This is a genomic window from Streptomyces sp. NPDC031670, assembly GCF_055580545.1.
The window spans coordinates 1-24304 of the sequence record NZ_JBVILC010000029.1; the positions used below are offsets into that span (position 1 = coordinate 1).

General features: G+C 72.4%; 24 protein-coding genes. 14 read left to right on the forward strand and 10 right to left on the reverse strand.

Annotated elements, in window-relative coordinates:
• Positions 1 to 116 precede the first annotated feature (116 nt).
• The gene (locus ACZ5ID_RS33360; protein ID WP_468905565.1) at positions 117 to 539 is read right to left on the reverse strand and encodes a DUF3052 domain-containing protein; all 423 of its coding nucleotides are present in this window, start codon (positions 537 to 539) and stop codon (positions 117 to 119) included.
• Between the two features lie 392 nt (positions 540 to 931).
• On the opposite strand from ACZ5ID_RS33360, the gene aceE reads away from it, so the two are divergent.
• Together aceE and ACZ5ID_RS33370 are read left to right on the forward strand one after the other, a co-directional pair.
• On the forward strand, positions 932 to 3679 hold the full coding sequence (gene aceE, locus ACZ5ID_RS33365; RefSeq protein ID WP_468905568.1) for a pyruvate dehydrogenase (acetyl-transferring), homodimeric type: 2748 nt from the start codon (positions 932 to 934) through the stop codon (positions 3677 to 3679).
• A gap of 129 nt (positions 3680 to 3808) precedes the next feature.
• Positions 3809 to 4579: a potassium channel family protein gene (locus ACZ5ID_RS33370; RefSeq protein ID WP_468905570.1), complete on the forward strand. Its 771-nt coding sequence runs from the start codon at positions 3809 to 3811 to the stop codon at positions 4577 to 4579.
• A 69-nt stretch (positions 4580 to 4648) separates the two neighbouring features.
• Here the strand turns inward: ACZ5ID_RS33370 and ACZ5ID_RS33375 are convergent, their stop codons facing one another.
• A complete protein-coding gene (locus ACZ5ID_RS33375) occupies positions 4649 to 5023 on the reverse strand; it encodes a peptidase inhibitor family I36 protein (protein ID WP_468905572.1) in 375 nt (124 codons plus the stop codon).
• Positions 5024 to 5530: 507 nt separating this feature from the next.
• Here ACZ5ID_RS33375 and ACZ5ID_RS33380 point away from each other — a divergent pair.
• Together ACZ5ID_RS33380 and ACZ5ID_RS33385 are read left to right on the forward strand one after the other, a co-directional pair.
• Entirely contained in the window at positions 5531 to 6742 is a 1212-nt protein-coding gene (locus ACZ5ID_RS33380) for an alpha/beta hydrolase (protein WP_468905575.1), read from the forward strand.
• Between the two features lie 96 nt (positions 6743 to 6838).
• Complete coding sequence (locus tag ACZ5ID_RS33385) at positions 6839 to 7705, forward strand: DUF4429 domain-containing protein (RefSeq protein WP_468905577.1); 867 nt, start codon at positions 6839 to 6841, stop codon at positions 7703 to 7705.
• A 70-nt stretch (positions 7706 to 7775) separates the two neighbouring features.
• On the opposite strand, the gene ACZ5ID_RS33390 is transcribed toward ACZ5ID_RS33385, so the two are convergent.
• Complete coding sequence (locus ACZ5ID_RS33390) at positions 7776 to 8237, reverse strand: MerR family transcriptional regulator (RefSeq protein WP_468905579.1); 462 nt, start codon at positions 8235 to 8237, stop codon at positions 7776 to 7778.
• 86 nt (positions 8238 to 8323) lie between these two features.
• On the opposite strand from ACZ5ID_RS33390, the gene ACZ5ID_RS33395 reads away from it, so the two are divergent.
• Complete coding sequence (locus ACZ5ID_RS33395) at positions 8324 to 9136, forward strand: serine hydrolase domain-containing protein (RefSeq protein ID WP_468905581.1); 813 nt, start codon at positions 8324 to 8326, stop codon at positions 9134 to 9136.
• A 240-nt stretch (positions 9137 to 9376) separates the two neighbouring features.
• Here ACZ5ID_RS33395 and ACZ5ID_RS33400 read toward each other — a convergent pair whose 3' ends face one another.
• Positions 9377 to 10036 (reverse strand): pirin family protein, encoded by a 660-nt coding sequence (locus tag ACZ5ID_RS33400; protein WP_468905584.1) that lies wholly within the window; start codon positions 10034 to 10036, stop codon positions 9377 to 9379.
• A 91-nt stretch (positions 10037 to 10127) separates the two neighbouring features.
• On the opposite strand from ACZ5ID_RS33400, the gene ACZ5ID_RS33405 reads away from it, so the two are divergent.
• From ACZ5ID_RS33405 to fabF, 5 genes are all read left to right on the forward strand, one after another.
• A complete protein-coding gene (locus tag ACZ5ID_RS33405) occupies positions 10128 to 11324 on the forward strand; it encodes a PucR family transcriptional regulator (RefSeq protein WP_468905586.1) in 1197 nt (398 codons plus the stop codon).
• A gap of 89 nt (positions 11325 to 11413) precedes the next feature.
• Positions 11414 to 12355 carry an ACP S-malonyltransferase gene (locus ACZ5ID_RS33410; protein WP_468905588.1) on the forward strand — a complete coding sequence of 314 codons (942 nt, stop codon included), beginning with the start codon at positions 11414 to 11416 and terminating at the stop codon, positions 12353 to 12355.
• 14 nt (positions 12356 to 12369) lie between these two features.
• Positions 12370 to 13365, forward strand: coding sequence for a ketoacyl-ACP synthase III (locus ACZ5ID_RS33415; RefSeq protein WP_406554991.1), 996 nt, complete (start codon positions 12370 to 12372; stop codon positions 13363 to 13365).
• Between the two features lie 56 nt (positions 13366 to 13421).
• Positions 13422 to 13670 (forward strand): acyl carrier protein, encoded by a 249-nt coding sequence (locus ACZ5ID_RS33420; RefSeq protein ID WP_356825481.1) that lies wholly within the window; start codon positions 13422 to 13424, stop codon positions 13668 to 13670.
• Positions 13671 to 13762: 92 nt separating this feature from the next.
• Positions 13763 to 15025 carry a beta-ketoacyl-ACP synthase II gene (gene fabF / locus ACZ5ID_RS33425; RefSeq protein ID WP_468905592.1) on the forward strand — a complete coding sequence of 421 codons (1263 nt, stop codon included), beginning with the start codon at positions 13763 to 13765 and terminating at the stop codon, positions 15023 to 15025.
• A gap of 85 nt (positions 15026 to 15110) precedes the next feature.
• On the opposite strand, the gene ACZ5ID_RS33430 is transcribed toward fabF, so the two are convergent.
• The gene (locus tag ACZ5ID_RS33430; RefSeq protein WP_468905594.1) at positions 15111 to 15605 is read right to left on the reverse strand and encodes a DUF3145 domain-containing protein; all 495 of its coding nucleotides are present in this window, start codon (positions 15603 to 15605) and stop codon (positions 15111 to 15113) included.
• A 310-nt stretch (positions 15606 to 15915) separates the two neighbouring features.
• Here ACZ5ID_RS33430 and ACZ5ID_RS33435 point away from each other — a divergent pair, with 310 nt between their 5' ends.
• Together ACZ5ID_RS33435 and ACZ5ID_RS33440 are read left to right on the forward strand one after the other, a co-directional pair.
• A complete protein-coding gene (locus ACZ5ID_RS33435) occupies positions 15916 to 16848 on the forward strand; it encodes an SGNH/GDSL hydrolase family protein (protein WP_468905597.1) in 933 nt (310 codons plus the stop codon).
• A gap of 156 nt (positions 16849 to 17004) precedes the next feature.
• Positions 17005 to 18210 (forward strand): pyroglutamyl-peptidase I, encoded by a 1206-nt coding sequence (locus ACZ5ID_RS33440; RefSeq protein ID WP_468905749.1) that lies wholly within the window; start codon positions 17005 to 17007, stop codon positions 18208 to 18210.
• Between the two features lie 366 nt (positions 18211 to 18576).
• Here the strand turns inward: ACZ5ID_RS33440 and ACZ5ID_RS33445 are convergent, their stop codons facing one another.
• Positions 18577 to 19383: an NAD(P)-dependent oxidoreductase gene (locus ACZ5ID_RS33445; RefSeq protein ID WP_468905599.1), complete on the reverse strand. Its 807-nt coding sequence runs from the start codon at positions 19381 to 19383 to the stop codon at positions 18577 to 18579.
• 58 nt (positions 19384 to 19441) lie between these two features.
• On the opposite strand from ACZ5ID_RS33445, the gene ACZ5ID_RS33450 reads away from it, so the two are divergent.
• Positions 19442 to 20413 (forward strand): LysR family transcriptional regulator, encoded by a 972-nt coding sequence (locus ACZ5ID_RS33450; RefSeq protein WP_468905602.1) that lies wholly within the window; start codon positions 19442 to 19444, stop codon positions 20411 to 20413.
• Here the strand turns inward: ACZ5ID_RS33450 and ACZ5ID_RS33455 are convergent.
• The 3 genes from ACZ5ID_RS33455 to ACZ5ID_RS33465 all read right to left on the reverse strand — a co-directional run bounded on the left by ACZ5ID_RS33455 (position 20391) and on the right by ACZ5ID_RS33465 (position 22891).
• Positions 20391 to 21197, reverse strand: coding sequence for an EI24 domain-containing protein (locus ACZ5ID_RS33455; protein WP_468905605.1), 807 nt, complete (start codon positions 21195 to 21197; stop codon positions 20391 to 20393). The two genes, ACZ5ID_RS33450 and ACZ5ID_RS33455, sit on opposite strands and share 23 nt — an antisense overlap.
• 111 nt (positions 21198 to 21308) lie before the next feature.
• Positions 21309 to 21734, reverse strand: a complete 426-nt coding sequence (locus ACZ5ID_RS33460) for an organic hydroperoxide resistance protein (protein WP_468905607.1) — start codon at positions 21732 to 21734, stop codon at positions 21309 to 21311.
• A 128-nt stretch (positions 21735 to 21862) separates the two neighbouring features.
• Positions 21863 to 22891, reverse strand: a complete 1029-nt coding sequence (locus ACZ5ID_RS33465; protein ID WP_468905609.1) for an NADP-dependent oxidoreductase — start codon at positions 22889 to 22891, stop codon at positions 21863 to 21865.
• A 167-nt stretch (positions 22892 to 23058) separates the two neighbouring features.
• On the opposite strand from ACZ5ID_RS33465, the gene ACZ5ID_RS33470 reads away from it, so the two are divergent.
• The gene (locus ACZ5ID_RS33470; protein ID WP_406556273.1) at positions 23059 to 23484 is read left to right on the forward strand and encodes a MarR family winged helix-turn-helix transcriptional regulator; all 426 of its coding nucleotides are present in this window, start codon (positions 23059 to 23061) and stop codon (positions 23482 to 23484) included.
• A gap of 69 nt (positions 23485 to 23553) precedes the next feature.
• Here the strand turns inward: ACZ5ID_RS33470 and ACZ5ID_RS33475 are convergent, their stop codons facing one another.
• Positions 23554 to 24294 (reverse strand): SCO2400 family protein, encoded by a 741-nt coding sequence (locus ACZ5ID_RS33475; RefSeq protein ID WP_468905613.1) that lies wholly within the window; start codon positions 24292 to 24294, stop codon positions 23554 to 23556.
• Between the last annotated feature and the right edge of the window lie 10 nt (positions 24295 to 24304).

Below are 24304 nucleotides of genomic sequence, written 5' to 3' on the forward strand. Positions count from 1 at the left end.
CCCCCCCCCCCCCCCCCCCCCCCCCCCCCCCCCCCCCCCCCCCCCCCCCCCCCCCCCCCCCCCCCCCCCCCCCCCCCCCCCCCCCCCCCCCCCCCGGGCCCCGAGAGAGCGGAGGATCAGCGCTTGGGCGCGACGAGACGGCTGCCCGTCCAGTCCTTTCCGACACTGATGCTCTTGGTCTGCGAGAGACCGGCGGTCTGCGCGGCGTCGCTCATGTCGCTGGGCTCGATGTATCCGTCCCGGCCGGTCTTGGGAGCCAGCAGCCAGATGACGCCGCCGTCCTCCAGGAGGCCGATGGCATCGACCAGGGCGTCCGTGAGGTCACCGTCCTCGTCGCGGAACCACAGCAGCACGACGTCGGCGACGTCGTCGTAGTCCTCATCCACGAGATCCTGGCCAATGATGGACTCGATGCCTTCACGGAGATCCTGGTCGACGTCTTCGTCGTAGCCGATCTCCTGGACCACCTGTCCGGGCTCGAACCCCAGCCTTGCAGCCGGGTTGGTCCGCTCCTCCGCGTGGTCCGCGGTCGCGCTCACGGCTTGCCTCCTGATCTTGATTAGGTAAGTAATGCGGCCCCACGCACGCGCGAGGCTTGGGCGTAGTCCACACGGGCGGGACGAATCGCGCAAGTACCAGGCCCCCGAACCCGCCCTTTGGGGTGCAGTCGGCCCCCGGTCTCGGGCGAACCCGGGCCCGGTGGTGATTCATCCCACACCCTTGCAGATAGTTTGCACGCTTCTGCTCCGTGCGTACGCCAATCGGGGTCACGCGCCCTTTGGGGAACACGCGCACGCCTTGGGCGTAAGGTTGCGATTTGGGCTGCCGCACACCCCGTTACCCCTCGGTAGAGATGACGTTTCCGCCCTCGCGGTCCACGATGGGATGCGGCGCACCACCCCCGCACGCCCCCCGACAGCGAAGGAACAGCGTGGCTTCCGGATCCGATCGCAACCCGATCATCATTGGCGGCCTTCCCAGCCAGGTCCCGGACTTCGATCCGGAGGAGACCGAGGAATGGCTCGCCTCCCTGGACGCGGCGGTCGACGAGCGGGGCCGTGAGCGCGCCCGCTATCTGATGCTCCGCCTCATCGAGCGCGCCCGCGAGAAGCGCGTGGCCGTGCCCGAGATGCGCAGCACGGACTACGTCAACACGATCGCCACCAAGGACGAACCGTTCTTCCCCGGCAACGAGGAGATCGAGCGCAAGGTCCTCAACGCCACCCGGTGGAACGCCGCGGTGATGGTCTCGCGCGCCCAGCGCCCGGGCATCGGGGTCGGCGGCCACATCGCCACCTTCGCCTCCTCCGCCTCCCTCTACGACGTGGGCTTCAACCACTTCTTCCGGGGCAAGGACGACGGCAAGGGCGGCGACCAGATCTTTTTCCAGGGGCACGCCTCCCCCGGGATCTACGCCCGCGCCTACCTCCTGGACCGGCTCTCCGAGCAGCAGCTCGACGCGTTCCGCCAGGAGAAGTCCAAGGCGCCGTACGGACTGTCCTCGTACCCGCACCCGCGGCTGATGCCGGACTTCTGGGAGTTCCCGACCGTCTCGATGGGCCTCGGCCCGCTCGGCGCGATCTACCAGGCCCGGATGAACCGCTACATGGAGGCGCGCGGCATCGCCGACACCTCCGACTCGCACGTGTGGGCCTACCTCGGCGACGGCGAGATGGACGAGCCGGAGTCGCTCGGCCAGCTCTCCATCGCCGCCCGCGAGGGCCTGGACAACCTGACCTTCGTCGTCAACTGCAACCTCCAGCGCCTCGACGGCCCGGTGCGCGGCAACGGCAAGGTCATCCAGGAACTGGAGTCGCAGTTCCGCGGCGCCGGCTGGAACGTCATCAAGCTGGTGTGGGACCGCTCCTGGGACCCGCTGCTCGCCCAGGACCGCGACGGCATCCTCGTCAACAAGCTGAACACCACGCCGGACGGCCAGTTCCAGACGTACGCCACGGAGACCGGCGCCTACATCCGCGAGCACTTCTTCGGCGACGACCACCGGCTGCGCGCCATGGTCGAGAACATGACCGACCAGCAGATCCAGCACCTGGGCCGCGGCGGTCACGACCACAAGAAGGTGTACGCGGCGTACGCGGCGGCCAAGGCGCACAAGGGCCAGCCGACCGTGATCCTCGCGCAGACGGTCAAGGGCTGGACGCTCGGCCCGAACTTCGAGGGCCGCAACGCGACCCACCAGATGAAGAAGCTGACCGTCGAGGACCTCAAGCGCTTCCGCGACCGGCTGCACATCCCGATCACGGACGCCCAGCTGGAGGCCGGCGCCCCGCCGTACTACCACCCGGGCCGCAACTCCGAAGAGATCCAGTACATGCACGACCGCCGCAAGGGCCTCGGCGGCTATGTGCCGACCCGTGTGGTGCGCGCGAAGCCCCTGCCGCTGCCGGAGGACAAGACCTACGCCGCCGCGAAGAAGGGCTCGGGAGCGCAGTCGATCGCCACCACCATGGCGTTCGTCCGCATCCTGAAGGACCTGATGCGGGACAAGGAGATCGGCAGGCGGTTCGTGCTGATCGCGCCGGACGAGTACCGCACGTTCGGCATGGACGCGTTCTTCCCGAGCGCGAAGATCTACAACCCGCTCGGCCAGCAGTACGAGGCGGTCGACCGCGATCTGCTGCTCGCCTACAAGGAGTCCCCGACCGGCCAGATGCTGCACGACGGCATCTCCGAGGCGGGCTGCACGGCCTCGCTGATCGCCGCGGGCTCGGCGTACGCCACGCACGGCGAGCCGCTGATCCCGGTCTACGTCTTCTACTCGATGTTCGGTTTCCAGCGCACCGGCGACCAGTTCTGGCAGATGGCCGACCAGCTCTCGCGCGGTTTCGTCCTGGGCGCGACCGCCGGACGCACCACGCTGACCGGTGAGGGCCTCCAGCACGCCGACGGCCACTCGCATCTGCTCGCCTCAACCAACCCGGGCTGTGTCGCCTACGACCCGGCGTTCGGGTACGAGATCGCGCACATCGTCCAGGACGGTCTGCGCCGGATGTACGGCGAGACCGCCGACGGCAAGCCCGGCGAGGACGTCTTCTACTACCTGACCGTCTACAACGAGCCGATCCAGCACCCGGCCGAGCCGGCGGACGTCGACGTCGAGGGCATCCTCAAGGGCATCCACCGCTACGCCCCGGGCACCGCGGGCACCATCCCGGCACAGATCATGGCGTCCGGCGTGGCCGTCCCGTGGGCCGTCGAGGCGCAGCGGATCCTCGCCGAGGAGTGGAACGTCCGGGCCGACGTCTGGTCCGCGACCTCCTGGAACGAGCTGCGGCGCGACGCCGTGGAGGCGGAGGAGCACAACCTGCTCCACCCGGAGGAGGAGCAGCGCGTCCCGTACGTCACCCGCAAGCTCTCCGGCGCCGACGGCCCCTTCGTCGCGGTCTCGGACTGGATGCGGGCCGTGCCGGACCAGATCTCGCGCTGGGTGCCCGGCCGGTACACCTCGCTGGGCGCCGACGGGTTCGGCTTCGCCGACACCCGGGGCGCGGCACGGCGTTACTTCCACATCGACGCCCAGTCGATCGTCCTGGCGGTGCTCACCGAGCTCGCCCGGGACGGCAAGGTGGACCGCTCGGCGCTGAAGCAGGCCGTCGACCGCTACCGGCTGCTCGACGTCACGGCCGCGGACCCGGGCGCGGCGGGCGGCGACGCGTAGCACCCGCGCCACGGGCTCGGCTCCGGCGCGTGGCGGTACGACGTGATCGTTCCGCCACGGGCCGGGCCCGCCCGGTCGCGCCGTTCCCCGCGCCCCCGAGGGGCGCGGGGACGCTTTTACTATGCGCATATGAAGCAACTTCCCGCGCAGACGCGATGGGAGCGGCGGACCCAGTGGCCGCTGCTCGCGCTGGCCGTCGCCTTCGCCTGTGCCTACACCGTGCCCGTCGTCCATCCCGGGGCGGGGAACGGGGTGCACCGGGCGTGCGTCGGCACGGAGTGGGTGGTGTGGGGCGCGTTCGCCTGCGACTACCTGGTGCGGCTCGCCCTGGCGGCCAGGAAGCTGCACTTCGTCCGCACGCACTGGCTGGACCTGCTCGCCGTGGTGCTGCCGCTGATCCAGCCGCTGCGGCTGCTCCGGGTCGTCTCCACGCTCGCCCTGGTGGGACGGCGGGCGCGGATGGCCCCGCAGATACAGCTGACCGTCTACGTGGGCGGGGCGGTGGTCGGGCTGCTGATGTTCGGCTCGCTGGCCGTCCTGGAGGTGGAGCGGGGCGCGCCGGGCGGGAACATCAAGACGCTGGGCGACGCGGTGTGGTGGTCGTTCACCACGATGACCACCGTCGGCTACGGCGACCATGCCCCCACCACCGGACTCGGGCGGCTCATCGCCGTGGGTCTGATGCTCTCCGGCATCGCCCTGCTCGGTGTGGTGACCGCGAACATCGCGGCCTGGTTCATCTCGCGCTTCGATCGCGACGGCGAGGAGGAGCGGCGCCAGACCGCGCTCCTGGAGACGCTGGCCCAGGAGGTGCGGTCGCTGCGCGGGCAGGTGGCGGCGCTGACGGGCCCGGCGGAGTGCGCCTGCGGGCAGAGCACCCGGGGCGCGCCCCTGAGCTGAGGCGGTCGTGGGGGCGGAGGCGGTCGCGGGAGCCAAGGCGGTCATGGCAGCCGAGGCACTCATGGGAGCTCAGCTCTCCCACACCTTGAAGGCCCGCACCCGGTAGGGGTTCTGCGGCACCCAGGAGCCGCCACCGGGGTAGGTGGCGAACTCGGCCGTCTCCGCGCACTCCGCCGACTGGTACACCGTCACCGGGCGGCCCGTCCGGTTGGCCAGGGACACCGCGTCCGTGCCGGCCGGTAACGCCGTGCAGCTCTCGATCTCGACGGTCCGCAGGTCGTACACCTGCCGGCCGCCCCTGAAGTCCGGCTGCTTCCACAGGCACAGCTCGCCCGGTGCGCAGGTGCCCAGGCGCGGCGGGGCCGCCTGCGCGGGCGCGGGCAGCAGGAACGCCGTGGTGGCGAGGACGGCCGCCGCCGCGGCAGCCGTGGTCGTACGTGTCATCGGTCAACCCCCGTGTCGTCGGCCCCGCTTGTCGTGGCCTCCTTGATCACAGAACGCACCCCGGCGGACCCGGGTTTCCGTACGGCCCAGGTTCACCCGGACAGGTGAAATCCCCGGCGGAGGCGACACGGAGAGCCCCGGCCGAGGCGGCACCGGAGGAGACGCACCGGGTGTCGGGCCCACAGGTGTGACGAGAGTCGCGGGTGGCCGGTGGAGACGGCCGGGAGGACACGGGTGCGGGCACGCCGAAGCGGCCGACCGGCTCCCGTTTTGATCATCCGGGCCCGGCGCTCACGGCCGACAGGCGCGCTTGACCAGGCAGAAAAGGCGTTCGGCCGGAGGGCTGACGCACCCCCGGCGTACGCGATCACCACCGGCGCGCGCCGCACGGAGCGTGCGCCCGCGCGCGCGGGCGGTGACACCAGCTCACCCTTCACGACCTGCTCAAACGTGATCTGAGTCACTGTCACCCCAGCACGCCTCCCGCGCCTCCTACTCTGTACCGCAGTGACTTCCTTCGACTCCTCCCCCACACTCAACGTCTGGCGCGCGCTGCTCGCGCTCGCCGTCGTGTTCATGATGCTCGCGACCTCGGGCTGGACCGCGGTCCGCGGCCACCAGGGGTCGGGCGAGCCGCGTGCCGTCGCCCTCGCCGCCTGGGCGCGGGGCAGCCTCGACGGCCAGAAGCTCCCGGCCCCGGACGCCTCCCCGCGCCGGCTCGCCCGCTTCTTCGCCTCGCTGAGCGCCCCCGAGCGCACCGACCTGGCCCGGCGCTACCCGCTGGTCGTCGGCAACCTCAACGGCGCGCCGGTCCCGCTGCGCTACGAGGCGAACCGCCTCGCCCTGGTCGAGGCGGTCGACACCGAGCGGGCCCGGATGCACGACGCCCGGCTCACCCTCGACGGCCGCCGCAGCGCGGGCCGCCGGATGCACCGGTTCGAGTCGCTGATCGCGGGCGACCGCCAGATCCTCGCCTTCGACCCCTGGGACACCGGCCGGGTCGCCGAGGTCTTCGGCGACCTCGAACACGCCGAGCGGGTCTCGGTGATCATCCCGGGCGTCGACACCAGCGCCATGACGTTCGAGAGGACGACGCGCCAGTACTCCGCCCCGGTGGGCATGGCGCAGTCGCTGTACGCGGCGGAGCGCGCGGCGGGTCCGCGCACCCGCACCGCCGTCATCGCGTGGGCCGACTACACCACTCCGGCCGGGCTGGGCATCGACTCCGCGATCGGCCGGCTGGCCGAGGAGGGGGCGGTCCGCCTGGACCACCTCGTCCGCGCCCTGCCGGGCAACGCGCCGGTCTCCCTGTTCTGCCACAGCTACGGCTCGGTGCTGTGCGGCGTCGCCGCGCACCGGCTGCCGCCCCGCGTGGTCGACATCGCGGTCGCGGGCAGCCCCGGCATGCGCACCCAGAGCGCCTCCCACCTGGGCACCTCCGCCCGGGTCTGGGCGATGCGGGACCGCGACGACTGGATCGAGGACGTGCCGCACCTGGACGTCGCGGGCCTGGGCCACGGCGCGGACCCGGTCTCCTCCGGGTTCGGCGCGCGGGTGCTCTCGGCCGCCGGTGCCGTGGGCCACGCGGGTTATTTCGTGCCCGGCACCCAGAGCCTCGCCAACTTCGCCGCCATCGGCGTCGGTTCGTACGAGTCGGTCAGCTGTCTCAAAGGCAATACGGCCTGCCAACGCGGTATTTCCGGCGCGGACGCGGCCTGACGCGCGTAGAAATCGGTGGCGCCGCATACATACGTGTGACATTGCGGCCGGCGCCGAGGGGGGACGCGCGGGCGCGCGCCGCCTACGATGAGGCGCATGGGTGATGTGCTGGCCGGAATTCATGCCACCTGGGAGTTCGAGTCCGACTCCGTACTCATCCGCTTCGAACGGGGGATACGCACGCCGAAGCTCTTCACGGCGCTGCGCGAACGGCGCGTCCCCCACGAAGCGTTGGAGTCGGTGACGCTGACCCCGGGCAAGCGCGGCACGGTGGTGCTGCACGCGGTGCCGAGACCTGGCGCCGATCCGCTGATGGAAGCCGCGGCGGGACAGCTGAAGGACGGCTGCGATCCGTACCGCCTGGTGCTGCCCGCGGAGCGCGAGACGCTCGCGGAGTACTACGCGGACGAGCTGCGCGCGCTGCTCGGCCCGGACGCGGACGAGCCGTCGGAGCGGTACCTGGTGGCCGCGCCGGAGCCGCCGCAGAGCTTCAAGGCGTACGACGGGAAGGCGTCCTTCGACGGCCGCCAGGTGTCGTTCCGCTGGTTCTGGACGGGCGCCTCCTCGGCGAAGTGGAAGGCGGGCGACCAGACGTTCCCGCTGGCCTCGCTCTGCGGGGTCGAGTGGCGCTCGCCGGAGGCCTTCGACGGGCATCTGCGGCTGCTGCGGCGGGATGCCGGGGCCGCCGCGCCGCAGGCCGACCAGGACCCGGCGGCGGTCGTCTTCGGCCTCGGGTACGGGCCGGTCCACGAGTCGCTGCCGTTCGCCGCGGCGGTCCTCCAGGCGGTCCGCGGCTCGTCCGGCGCCCCGGTCCCGGTCCCGGTGGCCACGGTGGCCGCCGGGCGGCGCGACCCCGCCGACATCGCCGAAAGAATCCGGCACCTGGGTGAACTCCACCGGGCTGGGCTGGTGACGGACGACGAATTCAGCGCGAAGAAGGCGGAGTTGCTGGCGGAGCTGTGAGCGGTGGGGCTGGAGGGAGCGGCGGGCCGCCGTCGCAGCGGTGGGACTGCAAGCGGTGGGCCGCCGTCGCTCAGGCCGTCTCCGACACCGGTCGGGTGTCCGCGTAGAAGTTGATCTTGCGGTCGAGCACGGCGAGGGTGTCCTGGAGCTCCGCCATGCGGGTCAGCACGTCGCGCCGGGTCCGCTCCAGAAGCTCCCGGCGCGCGTCGAAGGTGTGCGCGCCCTCCCGGACCAGCTCCGCGTAGCGGACCATGTCCGCGACCGGCATCCCGGTCAGCCGCAGCTTGCCGACGAAGGTCAGCCAGTCGAGGTCCTTGTTGGTGAACCGCCGCTGCCCGGTGTGCGAGCGGTCCACGTGCGGCATGAGACCGATCCGCTCGTACCAGCGCAGGGTGTGCGCGGAGAGCCCGCTCACCGCCGCGACCTCGCTGATCGTGTAGCGGTCCTGGCCGTCGGGGCGCGGATGCGTGGGGCGGGCCTTGCACAGGTCCACGACCGCCGGCTTCACAGGAGTGCTCTCGATCACCGTCATGACCCCCAACCTAGAAGGTTGGAGTGCACTCCAAGCAAGGGGATTGTGCCGCGGGCGTCCCCGCGGGACCGTTTAGGCTCGTACGCATGAAGAGCCTGGCGCTGATCGAGAACTGGCCCGTGCCGCACGCGGCGGCAGCCGTCGTCCGGGCGGACGGCACCGTCGTGGGGGCGCACGGCCCCACCGGGCAGCGCTTCCCGCTGGCCTCCGTCACCAAACCGCTCGCCGCGTACGCCGCACTGGTGGCGTACGAGGAGGGCGCCGTCGAGCTGGACGAGCCCGCCGGACCCGAGGGCTCGACCGTACGGCACCTGCTGGCGCACACCTCGGGGCTCGCGTTCGACGAGCACCGGGCGATGGGGGTGCCCGGGGAGCGGCGGCTCTACTCCAACGCCGGCTTCGAGGTGCTGGGCGACCACATCGCCAAGGCGACGGGCATCCCGTTCGCGGAGTATCTGCGGCAGGCCGTGCTCGAACCGCTGGGGATGACGTCCACCACGCTCGACGGCTCGCCCGCCAAGGACGGCGTCTCGACCGTCGACGACCTGGCGCGGTTCGCGGCGGAGGTGCAGGCGCCGCGGCTGCTGCATCCGATGACGGTCGCCGAGGCGATGACCGTGCAGTTCCCGGGGACGAAGGGGGTGCTGCCGGGGTACGGGCACCAGAACCCCAACGACTGGGGGCTGGGGTTCGAGATCCGGTCCTCGAAGTCCCCCCACTGGACGGGGCTTTCGTCCTCCCCCCGGACCTTCGGGCACTTCGGGCAGGCCGGGACGTTCCTGTGGGTCGACCCGGAGGCGTCGGCCGCGTGTGTGGCCCTGACGGACCGGGCGTTCGGGCCGTGGGCCGTCGAGGTGTGGCCCGCGTTCACCGACGCGGTGCGGGCGGAGATCGCCTAGCCGGTCGGCCGCGGGCCGGTGGTGCCCGGTCTTCGGCCGCGGGCCGGTGGTGCGTTGCTCGCGTTCCCCGCAGGCGGGGAGGGGTCGTGTTTCGCCTGCGGGTGGGTGGGGGTCGCTCGCGCAGTTCCCCGCGCCCCTCGGGTAGTCCGCCGCAGCCGGAGAACCCGGCTCGGCCACAGGCTCTTCAGGGGCGCGGGGAACTGCGCGACCGGCCACCCACGGCCCAGAGGCGGAGCCGCGCTACCCCTCGTTCAGCTCCCAGAACAGCAGCTCCGCCCGGGTGCGGGCGATCACGTCGAGGGCGGGCTCGTCCGTGGCCCGGACCGAGTCGCCGGGGCCGAGCCGCTCGCCCGCCAGATCGGCCTCGCCCCGCACCACGTGCACGTACACCCCCGGCGCGTCCGGCACCGCCGTGCGCTCGCCGGGCGCGAGACGGCGTACGTGCAGCATCGCCCCGGCCGCCAGGACCGCGTACGGCGTGGAGTCGGCCATGCCCCGGACGATCTCGTACGCGGGGGTGCCGCCGGGCTCCCTGGGGGCCAGCCACATCTGGACGAAGACCAGCGGGGCCGTGCCGTCGTTGCGCTCCTCGTGGCGCACCCCGCCGGCCGAACTGAGGTGCTGGACGTCCCCCGCCCGTACGACCGTGGCGCGGCCCGTGGAGTCGCGGTGGGTGAGCTCGCCCTCCACCACCCAGGTGACGATCTCGGTGTGGCTGTGCGGGTGTTCGTCGAAGCCCGCACCCGGGGCGAGCCGTTCCTCGTTGCAGGCCAGGACCGGACCGAAGCGCAGGTTGTCCGGGTCGTAGAAACGGCCGAAGGACAACGCGTGCAGGGACTCGATGCCGGCCGCCGCGTCGCCGCCCCGGTAGCGCTCGTCGGCGCGCCTCACGGAAATCACGGGACCCACGGTAGCCCCGTCGGGCGGGCCCGGAACGCCCCGCGAACCCCCGGCAGGGCACGCACCCGTCCCTATAAGGCAGTCTTGTCCCGTGCCCGAACCCGAATCGCCGCAGCCGCCGAACGCCGCCCATCCGCACACAGCGACCCTCAAGCGCCTTGAGCAGTCCTCCGGCCGGCTCGCCGCGAACGCCATCGCCCGCATGGACGAGACGCTGCCGTGGTACCGGGCGATGCCGCCGGAGAACCGGTCCTGGATCGGACTGGTCGCCCAGGCCGGCATCGCGGCCTTCACCGAGTGGTTCCGGCACCCGGAGACCCCGCAGGCGATCTCCACGGACGTCTTCGGGACCGCGCCGCGCGAGCTGACCCGGGCGATCACCCTGCGCCAGACCGTCGAGATGGTGCGCACCACCATCGAGGTCATGGAGACGGCGATCGAGGAGGTGGCGGCGCCCGGCGACGAGTCGATCCTGCGCGAGGCCCTGCTCGTCTACGCGCGCGAGATCGCCTTCGCCACCGCCCAGGTGTACGCCCAGGCCGCCGAGGCACGCGGTGCCTGGGACGCCCGCCTGGAGTCGCTGGTCGTCAACGCGGTGCTCTCCGGCGAGGCCGACGAGGGCGCCGTCTCCCGGGCCGCCGCCCTCGGGTGGAACTCCCCCGAGCATGTGTGCGTGGTGCTCGGCACCGCCCCCGACGGCGACAGCGAGCTGACCGTGGAGGCCATCCGGCGGGCCGCCCGGCACGCCAAGCTCCAGGTCCTCACCGGGGTGCTCGGCGACCGCCTGGTCGTCATCGCCGGCGGCAGCGACAACCCGCTCCACGTCGCCAAGGCCCTGATCGGGCCGTACGCGGCCGGTCCCGTGGTGGCCGGCCCCATCGTCCCGGACCTGCTGGCGGCCACCCGCTCCGCCCAGGCCGCCGCCGCCGGCCTCAAGGCGTGCACCGCCTGGCAGGACGCTCCCCGGCCCGTTCTGGCGGACGATCTCCTCCCGGAACGCGCCATCGCCTCCGATCCGGCTGCGCGGGAGCAGCTGGTGGAGGAGATCTACAGACCGCTGGAGGAGGCCGGCTCGGCGCTCCTGGAGACCCTGAGCGTCTATCTGGAACAGGCGAGCAGTCTCGAAGGCGCGGCCCGGATGCTCTTCGTCCACCCCAACACCGTGCGCTACCGGCTACGACGTGTGACGGACGTCACCGGCTGGTCCCCCTCCGATGTGCGTTCCGCCTTCACGCTCAGGATCGCCCTGATCCTGGGGCGTCTGGCCGACGGAGATCCTCAGTCCTAGACTTTTGTCGGACACCCACAATTCCCCCGACGGTTCTTCGTCCCTGTCCCCACGGGCGAGCAGGGCCGTCCACAAGAGAGAGTGTGAGAGTGCTCGTACTCGTCGCTCCCGGCCAAGGCGCTCAGACGCCCGGCTTCCTGACTCCCTGGCTCGACCTCCCCGGCGCCGCCGATCGGCTCGCCGCGTGGTCCGACGCCATCGGGCTCGACCTCGTCCACTACGGCACCAAGGCGGACGCGGACGCCATCCGCGACACCTCCGTGGCCCAGCCCCTGCTGGTCGCCGCGGGTCTGCTCTCCGCCGCGGCACTGGGTGACATCACCCCCGGCGCGGTGGCGGGCCACAGCGTCGGCGAGATCACGGCCACCGCCTACGCGGGCGTGCTCTCCGAGGAGGCCGCGCTCGGCTTCGTCCGCACCCGGGGCCTGGGCATGGCCCGGGCCGCGGCCATCACCGAGACCGGTATGTCCGCGCTGCTCGGCGGTGAGCCCGAGGTCGTCTTCCCGCACCTGGAGAGGCTCGGCCTCACCCCGGCGAACGTGAACGGCGCGGGCCAGGTCGTGGCCGCGGGCACCCTGGAGCAGCTGGCCGCCCTGGAGGCGGACAAGCCCGAGGGCGTGCGCCGGGTCGTGGCGCTGAAGGTCGCGGGTGCGTTCCACACGCACCACATGGCTCCCGCGGTCGAGGAGCTGCGCGAGGCCGCGGCCTCGCTCGACATCTCCGACCCGAAGATCACCTACGTCTCGAACGCCGACGGCGCCACGGTCGCCTCCGGCGCCGAGGTCGTCGGCCGCCTGGTGAACCAGGTTTCGAACCCCGTCCGCTGGGACCTCTGTATGGAGAGGTTCCGCGAACTGGGCGCCACCGCGCTGATCGAGGTGTGCCCCGGCGGCACCCTGACCGGCCTGGCCAAGCGCGCGCTGCCCGGCGTGAAGACCGTCGCCCTGAAGTCCCCGGACGACCTCGAAGCGGCCCGCGCGCTCATCGCCGAGACCGGGACACCTGCCGCTGACGCGGCGGGCGCCGAATAAGGAGCCGTAGCAGCATGTCGAAGATCAAGCCCAGCAGGGGCGCGCCGTTCGCCCGGATCATGGGCGTCGGCGGCTACCGGCCGACCCGGGTGGTCCCCAACGAGGTCATCCTGGAGAAGATCGACTCGTCCGACGAGTGGATCCGCTCCCGCTCCGGCATCTCCACCCGGCACTGGGCCTCCGACGAGGAGACCGTGACGGCGATGTCGGTGGAGGCCGCGGGCAAGGCCATCGCGGACGCCGGTCTCACCCCCGAGCAGATCGGTGGTGTGATCGTCTCCACGGTCTCGCACTTCAAGCAGACCCCGGCCGTCGCCACCGAGATCGCGGACAAGATCGGCGCGGTCAAGCCGGCCGCGTTCGACATCTCCGCGGGCTGCGCGGGCTTCGGCTACGGCCTGACCCTCGCCAAGGGCATGATCGTCGAGGGTTCCGCGGAGTACGTGCTGGTCATCGGCGTCGAGCGACTCAGCGACCTGACCGATCTGGAGGACCGCGCGACGGCCTTCCTGTTCGGTGACGGCGCGGGCGCGGTCGTCGTCGGCCCCGCGGACGAGCCGGGCATCGCCCGTACCGTCTGGGGCTCCGAGGGCGACAAGTCCGAGACCATCAAGCAGACCGTGCCGTGGACCGAGTACGACTCCGCGGGCAAGTTCCCTGCGATCACGCAGGAGGGCCAGGCGGTGTTCCGCTGGGCCGTGTTCGAGATGGCGAAGGTCGCCCAGCAGGCGCTGGACGCGGCCGGAATCAGCGCGGACGACCTGGACGTCTTCATTCCGCACCAGGCCAACATGCGGATCATCGACTCGATGGTGAAGACTCTCAAACTGCCGGAGCACGTCACGGTCGCCCGTGACGTCGAGACCACCGGCAACACCTCGGCCGCCTCGATCCCGCTCGCTATGGAGCGGCTCCTGGCGACCGGACAGGCGAAGAGCGGTGACACCGCGCTCGTCATCGGCTTCGGGGCGGGTCTCGTCTACGCCGCGACGGTCGTTACCCTCCCCTAGGCACACCGGATCTTCCGGATGCCCGCATACCCGTAAAAACACCGAAGGAGCGCCACATGGCCGCCACCCAGGAAGAGATCCTCGAGGGTCTCGCCGAGATCGTCAACGAGATCGCCGGTATCCCCGTCGAGGACGTCCAGCTGGACAAGTCCTTCACCGACGACCTGGACGTCGACTCGCTGTCCATGGTCGAGGTCGTCGTCGCCGCCGAAGAGCGCTTCGAGGTCAAGATCCCGGACGACGACGTCAAGAACCTCAAGACCGTCGGCGACGCCGCGGACTACATCCTGAAGCACCAGGCCTGAGTCCCCGACTCAGTCCCGGACCCAGTTCCGCGTGACTGCCGCCACCCGGCGGTGGCGCCGCTGATCCCCCTTACACCGTGGAGAAATTTCCTGTGAGCTCGACCAATCGCACCGTGGTCGTCACCGGTGTCGGCGCAACCACACCGCTGGGTGGCGACTCCGCCTCGACCTGGGAAGGTCTGCTGGCGGGCCGTTCCGGCGTCCGGACCCTGGAGGGCGAGCGCTTCGCCGACCTCCCGGTCCGCATCGCCGCGACCGCCGCCGTCGAGCCGGGCGAGGTACTGCCCCGCCCGCTCGCCCGCAAGCTGGACCGCTCGGCGCAGTTCGCGCTGATCGCGGCCAAGGAGGCCTGGGCCGACGCGGGCTACACCGCCCCCGCCGGTGACGACCAGCCCATCGCCCCCGAGCGTCTGGGCACGGTCATCGCCTCCGGCATCGGCGGTGTGACCACCCTGCTCGACCAGTACGACGTGCTGAAGGAGAAGGGCGTACGCCGCGTCTCCCCGCACACCGTCCCGATGCTGATGCCGAACTCCCCCTCGGCCAACGTCGGCCTGGAGGTGAACGCCCGCGCGGGCGTCCACACCCCCGTCTCCGCCTGTGCCTCGGGCGCCGAGGCGATCGGCTACGCCGTGGAGATGATCCGCACCGGCCGCGCCGACGTCGTCCTGGCCGGCGGCACCGAGGCGGCCATCCACCCGCTGCCCGTGGCGGCGTTCGCCAACATGATGGCGATGTCCAAGAACAACGAGAACCCCGAGCAGGCCTCGCGCCCGTACGACAAGGACCGTGACGGCTTCGTCCTCGGTGAGGGCGCCGGTGTCGTCGTCCTGGAGTCGGCCGAGCACGCCGCCAAGCGCGGCGCCCGGGTCTACTGCGAGGTGCTCGGCCAGGGCCTGTCGGCCGACAGCCACCACATCGCGCAGCCCGAGCCGACCGGCCGGGGTGTCGCGGCGGCCCTGCAGAACCTGCTGGACTCCACGGACCTCAAGCCGTCCGAGGTCGTCCACCTCAACGCGCACGCGACGTCCACCCCGCAGGGCGACGTCGCCGAGATCAAGGCGCTGCGCAAGGTCCTCGGCGACGACATGGACCACATCGCGGTCTCCGCGACCAAGTCCATGACCGGGCACCTGCTCGGCGGCGCCGGCGGCATCGAGACCGTCGCGACGGTCCTGGCGCTGCACCACCGCCTCGCGCCCCCGACCATCAACGTCGACGAGCTCGACGACGAGGTCGAGGCCGACATCGTGCGCGGCGAGCCGCGGCAGCTGCCCTCCGGGTCGATCGCCGCGATCAACAACTCGTTCGGCTTCGGTGGCCACAACGTCGTCCTGGCGTTCCGCTCCGTCTGAGCCACGCGCGTCCACGACGCCCGTAGGTGACGGAAGGGCCCCCACCGCTCGGTGGGGGCCCTTCCGGTTGTTACGCGTCCTGGTCTCAGACGACCTGGTGCAGCCACCGCACGGGCGCGCCCTCGCCCGCGTACCGGAACGGCTCCAGCTCGTCGTCCCAGGGCTTGCCGAGGAGGCGGGCGATCTCGGCCTCCAGGTCGGTCTCGTCGCGCAGCGAGCGGGCCAGCGCCGCCCGCAGCCGGTCCTCGGGGATCAGGATGTCGCCGTGGATGCCGGTGACGGCGTGGAAGATTCCCAGGTCGGGCGTGGCGCTGTAGCGCTCGCCCTCGGCCGTGGCGCACGGCTCCGCCGTGACCTCGAACCGCAGCATCTGCCATCCGCGCAGGGCGGACGCGAGTTTGGACGCCGTGCCGGGCTCGCCCTGCCAGGAGAACTCGGCTCTCCAGGTGCCGGGCGAGGCGGGCTGGCGGATCCAGTCGAGCTGGACGCGCACACCGAGCACCCCCGCCACGGCCCACTCGACGTGCGGGCACAGCGCGCGGGGGGCGGAGTGGATGTACAGAACTCCACGTGTCGTCACCGGGACCTCCAGTGCGGTTCGAGGTTCGCCTTCCCCAGCGGCCTCGCGCCCCTACCGGTCCCGGTCAGGACAGCACCTGACATTCTGCCCCTGGGGTCAACAGTAAACAGCATCGGGAGTTAATCTCCTGAATGGGGACAGTATGTGACGTGATGTAATTTACCGGAGCCGTCTGGCGTGGCACCTCTGGCTGGACGGGCCAAAGCTACCGCGCGGAGCAGACAGAAAGGTGTCGTACGGTCGGTCCTGGGCCCGGGAAACACGAAGCTTTCACTCGCCAGGACGCCAGGGGCACCCGAGGGAGGGGACCATGGGGATGGACCAGGGGACGCCGCCGACACGCCGGAGTCGCACCGCGCGGGGCCGCACCACGGCCGCCGCCGCCCTCGCCGCGCTGACGCTCGCCGTCACGGCCGGATGCACGAGTTCCGGGTCACCGGTCGAACACCGCCCCGGCGCCGCCCGGAAGCCCTCACCGACACCCACCTCCCACTGGAACCCGCGCCCGGCGTCGATCGCCGCCGTGGGCGACTCCATCACCCGGGGCTTCGACGCCTGCATGGTCCTCGCCGACTGCCCCGAGGCGTCCTGGGCCACCGGCAGCGACTCGGGGGTGCGCTCGCTGGCGACCCGGCTGCTCGGCCCCGCCTCCGCCGCCGCCCGCAGCTGGAACTACGCCCGTACCGGCGCCCGGATGTCCGACCTCCCGGCCCAGCTGACCCGGGCCGCGGCCCACCGCCCCGAGCTGGTCACGGTCATGGTCGGCGGCAACGACGCCTGCCGGGACTCGGTCGACGGTATGACGTCGGTGGCGGACTTCCGGTCGGGCTTCGAGCGGTCCCTGCGCCAGTTGCGCGCCGGCCTGCCCAAGACGCAGGTGTACGTGTCGAGCGTGCCGGACCTCAAGCGCCTGTGGTCGCAGGGCCGGGGCAACGCGCTGGGCAAGCAGATCTGGAAGCTGGGCATCTGCCAGTCGATGCTGAGCGACGCGGACGACCTGGGCCCGGCGGCGGCCGAGCGGCGCGACGCGGTGTACGCGCGCGTGGTGGCGTACAACACGGCGCTGAAGGACGTGTGCGCGAAGGACCGTTACTGCCGCTACGACGGAGGCGCGGTCTTCGACTACCGCTTCACCGGCGACCAGCTGAGCCACTGGGACTGGTTCCACCCCAGCAAGGACGGGCAGGAACGGCTGGCGGAGATCGCGTACCGCAATGTGACGGCGGCGCGCCCGCCCGCCTGACGGCCGGATCCCTCCCGTCACCCCGAGTCCCCCTGTTCACACGGGAGTTCCTTCTCGATACTGGCCGCCCAGGCCTTGAGGGAAGGATGCCCAGTGGTTCGTGGACGGGGTGTACGGGGCGTACGGGTGGCGCGGCTCGCCCTGCTGGTCGCTTCGATGACGGTCGGCGCGGCGCTCGCGCCGGTCCCGGCGCAGGCGCAGGCACGGGCCGCGACGGGGGTGCCGCCGACGGTGGAGGAACAGCGCCTGGACCGGGCCGTGCCGCAAGAGATACTGCGGCGCTCCGGGTTCGACGACGTGGCCGTGCGGTTCGCCCGGGAGCTCGACGGCGTGCGGTCCTACCGGGAGGCCGAGCGGCTGGTCGCCCGGGAGGGCGCCGGGCTGTGGCGGCGGGCCGTGGACCGGGCGCAGGGGCGCGGCCCGGCGGGCGGCGACCTGAGCCGGGGCGACGACCGGCCGCTGTACTGGGCGCGGCTGGGGATGACGCGCGAGCTGCGGGGCTGGGAGCCCGGGTTCGGGCTGTCCGCGGCGCGGCGGGCGGCGCTGCTCGACCGTCTGGAGCGGGGGTCGCGGGGCCAGGACTCGATCACGTACGGCTCGGCCGCCGGTTACAAGAAGATCCTGGTCACCGGCTTCGACCCGTTCACGCTCGACCGGGACATCCGGATCGGCAACCCCTCGGGCGCGACGGCGTTGGCGCTGGACGGCACCTGGGTCAGCACGGCCGCCGGGCCCGCCCGGATCGAGACGGCCATGTTCCCCGTGCGCTGGGACGACTTCGCGGCGGGCACGGTCGAGCGGACGCTGCGGCCGGTGCTGCCCCGGGTGGACCTGTTCACCACGGTGAGCCAGGGGCGGGTGGGGCGGATCGACGTCGAGCGCTTCAACGGGGCCTGGCGGGGCGGGTTCCCGGACAACGAGGACGTCTCGCGCACGGAGACCGTCCCGGTCTCCGACCCGGCGAGCCAGCCGCAGTGGACTTCGACGACGCTGCCGTACGCGGCGATCGTGGCGGCCCGTACCGGCCCGTTCCCGGTGTACGACCACACCTCGGTGACGGAGATCCCGGCGGGCGGTACGGGTCCGGTGGTGCGGGAGGACGGGCCGACGGCGGGGTCCGTGGCGCGGGCGGGCGGCGGGGGCGACTACCTCTCCAACGAGATCGCGTACCGGGCGACGCTGCTGCGGGACCGGCTGGGTCTGTCGATTCCGGGGGGCCATGTGCACACGCCGGTGCTGGAGTTCGGGGCGGGGAACGAGGATCCGGCCACGGGGGCGGTGACGGATGCGGAGTTCGAGCGGAATCGGGGGGAGATTGTGGGGCAGGTGCGGGCGATCGTGACGGTGGCGGTGTCCCCCTGAGCCCCCACACCCGGTGCCTGCGGCCCCCGCGCCCCGCTTCCGCTCCGCGGTGACCTGCGGGCCGGTGGCGGCTGACTCGCGCAGTTCCCCGCGCCCCTCGAAGGGCCCGGACTTTGTCTGCGGCCCGGTGGGTGGCTGGTCGCGCAGTTCCCCGCGCCCCTGTTCGGCCCGGACTTTGCCTGCGGCCCGGTGGGTGGCTGGTCGCGCAGTTCCCCGCGCCCCTTAGGGGGTCGGCCGCCGCCACAGGCTTTTAGGGGCGCGGGGAACTGCGCGACCAGCCCCGCACGGTCCGCAGACAAAAGAGGGGGCGCAGGGCCGCAGGCCCGAGGGAGCCAAGGCCGCAGGGCCCGGCGGGAGACGCGGGGCTCAGGTTCGGAGCGAGGACAGGTCCGAGCTCGCCAGGTCCGGGCGGGACAGCAGCACCTCCCGGACCGCCTCCAGCACCGACAACCCTCCCCCCACCCCCGTCGCCAGCGAAACATCCTTCGCCGCCAGCGCCACCGGAAAGTGCGCCTCCGTCGCGTACAGGCGCCCCACCAGACCCCCCAGCGGACTCGCCTCCAGCGCCGGCCGCGTCAGGTCCTCCGGCAGGCCCAGCGCCGCGGCCAGGCGCAGGGACTCCGCCACCAGGGCCACCCCGCCGATCACCCCGCTGATCAGGACCAGCTTGAGCGCCGCCCCCGTACCGACCTCCCCGCACCGCCGTACCGACCCCAGCTCCGCCAGCACCCCGTCCACCGGCGCCGTCTCGCCGCCCGCGAGGATCAGGAGTCCGCCGTCCGCGGCCCGGTCCACGCTCCCCATCACCGGCGCGTCGACGAGGGCGACCCCCTCGGGGAGCCGGGACGCCAGCTCGCGGACCGTGTCGGGGCCGACCGTCGATGTGTCGATCCATGTCGTCCCCGCCCGCAGCGCCGGGATCATCGCGTCCGCGACGGCCAGCGCCGCCGCCGGGTCCGCGAGCATCGTGATGACCACGTCGGCGTCACGGACCGCCTCGGCGGGGCCCGCGGCGGCCACGGCCCCCTCGGCCGCCAGCGTCTCGGCCTTGCCGGGCGTACGGTTCCAGACCGTCAGCCCGTACCCCGCCGCGAGCAGCCGCCGCGCCATCGGCATCCCCATGCTGCCCAGTCCCAGGAAAGCGATCTTCGTCTGGTTCGTTTCGTTCGTCATGGCATGACCGTACGAATCCAGCTACCCATGCCACAAGCGAATGTCTAGCATGTCAGGCATGACCAACCCGCATGGCAGCGCGCAGGCCCCCATCCCCGGCATTCCCGGTATTCCCGGCATTCCCGCCACCCACAGCCTCTACGACGTCTTCCTGCGCGTCGCCGCCGACGGCTCCTTCACCGCCGCCGCCCAGGCGCTCGGCTACACCCAGTCCGCCGTCTCCCGGCAGGTCCAGTCGCTGGAGGACGAGCTGGGGAGCGTGCTCTTCGACCGGCTGGCGCGGGGGGTGCGGCTGACCGAGGCCGGGCGGGTGCTGGTGCCGCACGCCGAGGCCGTACGGGACCGGCTCGCCGCCGCCCGCGCCGAGCTCTCCGCGCTGCGCACCCTGGACGGCGGGCTGCTGCGCGTGGGGGCGTTCGCGACCGCCGACGCCGCGCTGCTCCCCCGCGCCCTCGCCGCGTTCCGGCGCCGCCACCCCGGGGTCACGCTCGCCCGTACCGAGGGGCCCTCCGTCAAGCACCTCGCGCTGCTCGCCGCCGGCGAGCTGGACATCGCCGTGGTCAGCTCGACCGCCGGGCGCGCCCTGGACGGCTGTGCGCTGCGGCATCTGCTGGACGAGCCCATGTTCGTGGCGCTGCCGCGGGACCACCCGATGGCGGGCCGCGAGCGGCTGCGGCTGGCCGAGCTCGCCGACGAGGAGTGGGTCGCGGGCAGCACCCGTCCCGAGGACACGCTGATGCGGCCGGTCCTGGAGGCCGGGTTCCGGCCCCGCACCACCCTCGTCGTACGGGACTGGATCGCCAAGCAGGGCTTCGTCGCGGCCGGGCTCGGCGTGACCCTGCTGCCCGCTCTCGCCGCCGAGTCGGTCCGGGCGGACATCGTGCTCGTACCCCTGCACCCGGACGACGCTCCGCGCCGGGCGGTCTACGCGGCGACCCCGCACGGCCGCGCGGACTCCCCGGCCGTGGCCGCCTTCCTGGCGGAGCTCCGGGAGGTCGCGGGGCGGATCAGCCCGTCGGGCCGCCCGTAGCGGGCTCGGGGCGCGGCTGCGGCTGCGGCTCCCGCTCCGGTGCCGTCTCGCCCCGCAGGTCCCGGACCATCAGGGTCGCCCCCGCCACCGCGCCCGGCATCAGGAACACCGCCACGAACGGCACCAGGAACGCCAGCGTCAGCGGGACGCCGAAGCCGAGCACGAGCAGACGGCGCGTACGCAGCAGGGCGAGACGGTCCGCCAGCTCCACTCCCCGGCGCTGGAGCGCCACCGCCGTCAGCTCCTCGGTGAGGAAGAAGCCGGAGACGCAGAAGCCGATCACGGGCACGGCCGTCTGGCCGACCACCGGCAGGAAACCGAGGGCGAACAGGACGATTCCGTACAGGGCGACACGCGTCAGGACGCGTACGGAGTCCCGGGCGGAGATCCACAGGTCCCGCCAGAGCGGCAGCCCGGACTCCGGTGCCTCGCCGCCGCTCTCCGCGCGGTCCACGTCCTCGGACAGCTTCTCGTAGAAGGGCTGGCCGACCAGGAGCGTCACCGCCGTGAAGGAGATGACCGCGAGGAACAGGCCCATCGCGAAGACGAGCACCGTCAGAAAGCCCCGGAACAGGCTCAGCCACGGCGAGGACCAGTCGTCGGCGAACGGGGTCGCCCAGCCGGCGAAGTCGTCGGCCCCGTAGGCCAGCCCGGTCAGCGCCGCCGCGTACAGGACCAGGGTGACCAGGCCGGGCAGCAGTCCGATCCCCAGGGACCGGCCGTGGCCGGTGACCCATCGCTGCCCTTTGACCAGATAACCGAAGCCCGCCCCGAGATCACGCATGGCCGAACTCTATCGGCCGGTATCCGCCCCTCCCGTACGCGCGTTCCTACTCCCGGATACGGCGAAGGGCCGCACCCCGCCGGGTGCGGCCCTGCCGAGGAGGTACTGACGTCAGGCGACCGCGAGGTCCACCGTGATGTTGCCGCGCGTGGCCTTCGAGTACGGGCACACCTGGTGCGCCTTCTCCAGGAGGTCGCGGGCGGTGGCCTCGTCCACGTTCGGGATGGCCGCGGAGATCCTGACGACGATGCCGAAGCCCTCGTCGTTCTTGCCGATGCCGACCTCGGCCGTGACCGTCGAGCCGGATATGTCGGCGTTCTCCTGGCGGGCGACCACCCCGAGGGCGCCCTGGAAGCAGGCGCTGTAACCGGCCGCGAAAAGCTGCTCCGGGTTGGTGCCCGCGCCGCTGCCGCCCATCGCCTTCGGCGGGTTGACGACCACGTCGAGCTTACCGTCGTCGGTGGCGACCCGGCCGTCCCGCCCGTTCTCGGCGGTGGCGACGGCGGTGTACAGAACGTCGGACTGCTGGATGGACATGCTGGGTGCTCCTCCTGGTCGTTCCCGGCCGCTCGCGCCCACGACAGCCGGGATATGGAAAGACCTTATCGGATGGCGGAAGTCATCCGATAAGGTCTTCAGGCGTCGGTCTCAAGGAGTGGCCTGGGTCACTCACCCAGCGAGACGACCATCTTTCCGGTGTTCTCGCCCCGGAGCATGCCGAGGAAGGCGTCCACACCGTTCTCGATGCCGCCGACGACCGTCTCGCCGTACTTCAGCTCACCGGAGGCGATCCAGCCGGCCACCTCCTGGACGAACTGCGGCTGGAGCGCCGCGTGGTCGCCGACGAGGATGCCCTGGAGCCGCAGCCGCTTGCCGATGATCATGGCCATGTTGCGCGGGCCCGGGGTCGGCTCGGTGTCGTTGTAGCCGGCGATCATGCCGCAGATGGTGGCGCGGCCGTGCACCTTCAGCGAGGAGATCGCGGCTTCCAGGTGCTCGCCGCCGACGTTGTCGAAGTAGACGTCGATGCCGTCCGGGGCGGCGGCGCGCAGCTGCTCGCGGACCGGTCCGTTCTTGTAGTTGAAGGCGGCGTCGAAGCCCAGCTCCTCCACCAGCCACTTCACCTTCTCGTCGGAGCCGGCCGAGCCGATCACCCGGGAGGCGCCCTTGAGGCGGGCGAGCTGACCGACCTGGCTGCCGACCGCGCCGGCCGCGCCGGAGACGAAGACCGCGTCACCCTCCTTGAAGGAGGCGACCTCGAACAGGCCCGCGTACGCGGTCAGACCCGGCATGCCGAGCACACCGAGGTAGGTCGAGAGCGGCGCCAGCGAGGCGTCCACCTTGGTGGCGTGCTTCGCGTCCACGTCCGCGTACTCGCGCCAGCCCAGCCCGTGCAGCACATGGTCGCCGACGGCGAAGCGCTCGTCGCCCGAGGCCACGACCTCGCCGACCGCGCCGCCGTCCATCGGCTTGTCGAGCTGGAACGGCGGGACGTACGACTTCACGTCGTTCATCCGGCCGCGCATGTACGGGTCGACGGACATGAAGAGGTTGCGGACCAGGATCCGGCCCTCGGCGGGCGCGGCGACCGGGACCTCACGGAGGGCGAAGTCGGTCGGGACCGGCCAGCCGTGCGGGCGGGCGACGAGGTGCCATTCACGGCCGGTGGCGGGGAGTGCGGACGGTGCGGACATGTGGTGCGTCCTCCTGGGGCGTCAACTTCAGGTACTGGTCGCTCGGGTACCGGCTGCCCGGTGGGGCCGGGTACTCCGAACTACTACGCGTACCAATTACTTCAGGTACTGAAACAACCATGCTCCTGAATATTTGAGATTGTCAAGTAACTCGGTACGCTGGTTCCATGGCCACGCGTATGGATGCCCTCACCCTCGAAGTCGTCGAACTCATCGGCTCGGTGGTGGGGCGCTACCACGAGGAGTACGAGCGTGCCGCCGCCGAGCACGCGCTCACCGGCGCGCAGGCGCGGGTGCTCGGGCTGCTCTCGCTGGAGCCGGTGCCGATGCGGCACATCGCGCGGAAGCTGAAGTGCGAGCCGTCGAACGTCACCGGGATCATCGACCGCCTGGAGGCCCGCGGCCTCGTCGAGCGTCGCCCCGACCCGGCCGACCGCCGGGTCAAGCTGGCCGCCCCCACGGAGGCCGGTCTGCGCACGGCGACGGCCCTGCGCGACTCCCTGGACTTCGCCCGTGAGCCCCTGGCGCAGCTGTCGAAGGACGAGCGGACGGTGCTGCGGGATCTGCTGCGGCGGATGCTGGGAGTGGAGTAGGCGAGCGGGGCGGGCCGGGTCGTCCGGGGCGGGCGGCTTTCCGGGCGCCGGCGTTCGCCAGGGAGCGAGCTACAGGCACCACCAAAGGAACCGGTCGCACGTCTTGGTCGGCTTGGGCGTGGGGGGCTGCGGCGGCGGGGGCGGGGGCGGGGCCGGCTGCGACGTGGAGGCCTCCGGGGACGGGGACGGCGGAGGTGACCCGTCCGTCCCGGTGGGCGTGGGCGCCGGATCGCTGGGCGCGCCGGTCACCCCGGTGGCCGGGTGCGAGCCGCCCGGCGCGGGAGAGCCCTCGCCGGTCCCGGGTCCGCTCGTGGTGGTACCGGCCGGCCCCGGTCGGGTACCGCCGGGGCTCGGACGATGCCCCTTGCCGTGGCCGTTCCGGGCCGGTACGGCGCTGGGCCGCCTGGGACCGCCCACGTCGCTCGCGTCGGGGGCGGGCGCGGAGGTCTCCTGGGAGATCTGCTCCTCTTCGTGTACGGAGGTGGCCGCGCCCCGGTCGTCCGGCGGCGGCTCCATGGCGATCCGTGCCAGCCCCAGCGCGCCGGCCGCGAGGACCACACCCGCCGATCCGAACAGCACGAGGCGCCCGCGTCGCTTACGGGCGCGACGGCGCGGGCGGGCCGCCGCCCGGGGCGGTTCGCGGCGCGCGCGGCGGTGACCGGTGGGGGTGGGGGCCGCACCGGGTGCGGCGGCCTCGTACACCCCGAGGTCGATGGCTTCGTGCTGCCGCAGCTCCTCCGCGGGGGTGCCGCATCCGGCGCAGGCCAGTGCGCCGTTGAGGTGCCGTCGGCAGGCGTGGCAGTAATCCATGGCCAACGGA

What these genes read in the sequence shown, in the direction of transcription:
- ACZ5ID_RS33370 (WP_468905570.1), top strand. Translation starts at nt 3,809, where the DNA reads ATGAAGCAACTTCCCGCGCAGACGCGATGGGAGCGGCGGACCCAGTGG.
- ACZ5ID_RS33375 (WP_468905572.1), bottom strand. Translation starts at nt 5,023, where the DNA reads ATGACACGTACGACCACGGCTGCCGCGGCGGCGGCCGTCCTCGCCACC.
- ACZ5ID_RS33385 (WP_468905577.1), top strand. Translation starts at nt 6,839, where the DNA reads ATGGGTGATGTGCTGGCCGGAATTCATGCCACCTGGGAGTTCGAGTCC.
- ACZ5ID_RS33390 (WP_468905579.1), bottom strand. Translation starts at nt 8,237, where the DNA reads ATGACGGTGATCGAGAGCACTCCTGTGAAGCCGGCGGTCGTGGACCTG.
- ACZ5ID_RS33395 (WP_468905581.1), top strand. Translation starts at nt 8,324, where the DNA reads ATGAAGAGCCTGGCGCTGATCGAGAACTGGCCCGTGCCGCACGCGGCG.
- ACZ5ID_RS33415 (WP_406554991.1), top strand. Translation starts at nt 12,370, where the DNA reads ATGTCGAAGATCAAGCCCAGCAGGGGCGCGCCGTTCGCCCGGATCATG.
- ACZ5ID_RS33420 (WP_356825481.1), top strand. Translation starts at nt 13,422, where the DNA reads ATGGCCGCCACCCAGGAAGAGATCCTCGAGGGTCTCGCCGAGATCGTC.
- ACZ5ID_RS33435 (WP_468905597.1), top strand. Translation starts at nt 15,916, where the DNA reads ATGGGGATGGACCAGGGGACGCCGCCGACACGCCGGAGTCGCACCGCG.
- ACZ5ID_RS33440 (WP_468905749.1), top strand. Translation starts at nt 17,005, where the DNA reads ATGACGGTCGGCGCGGCGCTCGCGCCGGTCCCGGCGCAGGCGCAGGCA.
- ACZ5ID_RS33445 (WP_468905599.1), bottom strand. Translation starts at nt 19,383, where the DNA reads ATGACGAACGAAACGAACCAGACGAAGATCGCTTTCCTGGGACTGGGC.
- ACZ5ID_RS33450 (WP_468905602.1), top strand. Translation starts at nt 19,442, where the DNA reads ATGACCAACCCGCATGGCAGCGCGCAGGCCCCCATCCCCGGCATTCCC.
- ACZ5ID_RS33455 (WP_468905605.1), bottom strand. Translation starts at nt 21,197, where the DNA reads ATGCGTGATCTCGGGGCGGGCTTCGGTTATCTGGTCAAAGGGCAGCGA.
- ACZ5ID_RS33460 (WP_468905607.1), bottom strand. Translation starts at nt 21,734, where the DNA reads ATGTCCATCCAGCAGTCCGACGTTCTGTACACCGCCGTCGCCACCGCC.
- ACZ5ID_RS33465 (WP_468905609.1), bottom strand. Translation starts at nt 22,891, where the DNA reads ATGTCCGCACCGTCCGCACTCCCCGCCACCGGCCGTGAATGGCACCTC.
- ACZ5ID_RS33470 (WP_406556273.1), top strand. Translation starts at nt 23,059, where the DNA reads ATGGCCACGCGTATGGATGCCCTCACCCTCGAAGTCGTCGAACTCATC.
- ACZ5ID_RS33475 (WP_468905613.1), bottom strand. Translation starts at nt 24,294, where the DNA reads ATGGATTACTGCCACGCCTGCCGACGGCACCTCAACGGCGCACTGGCC.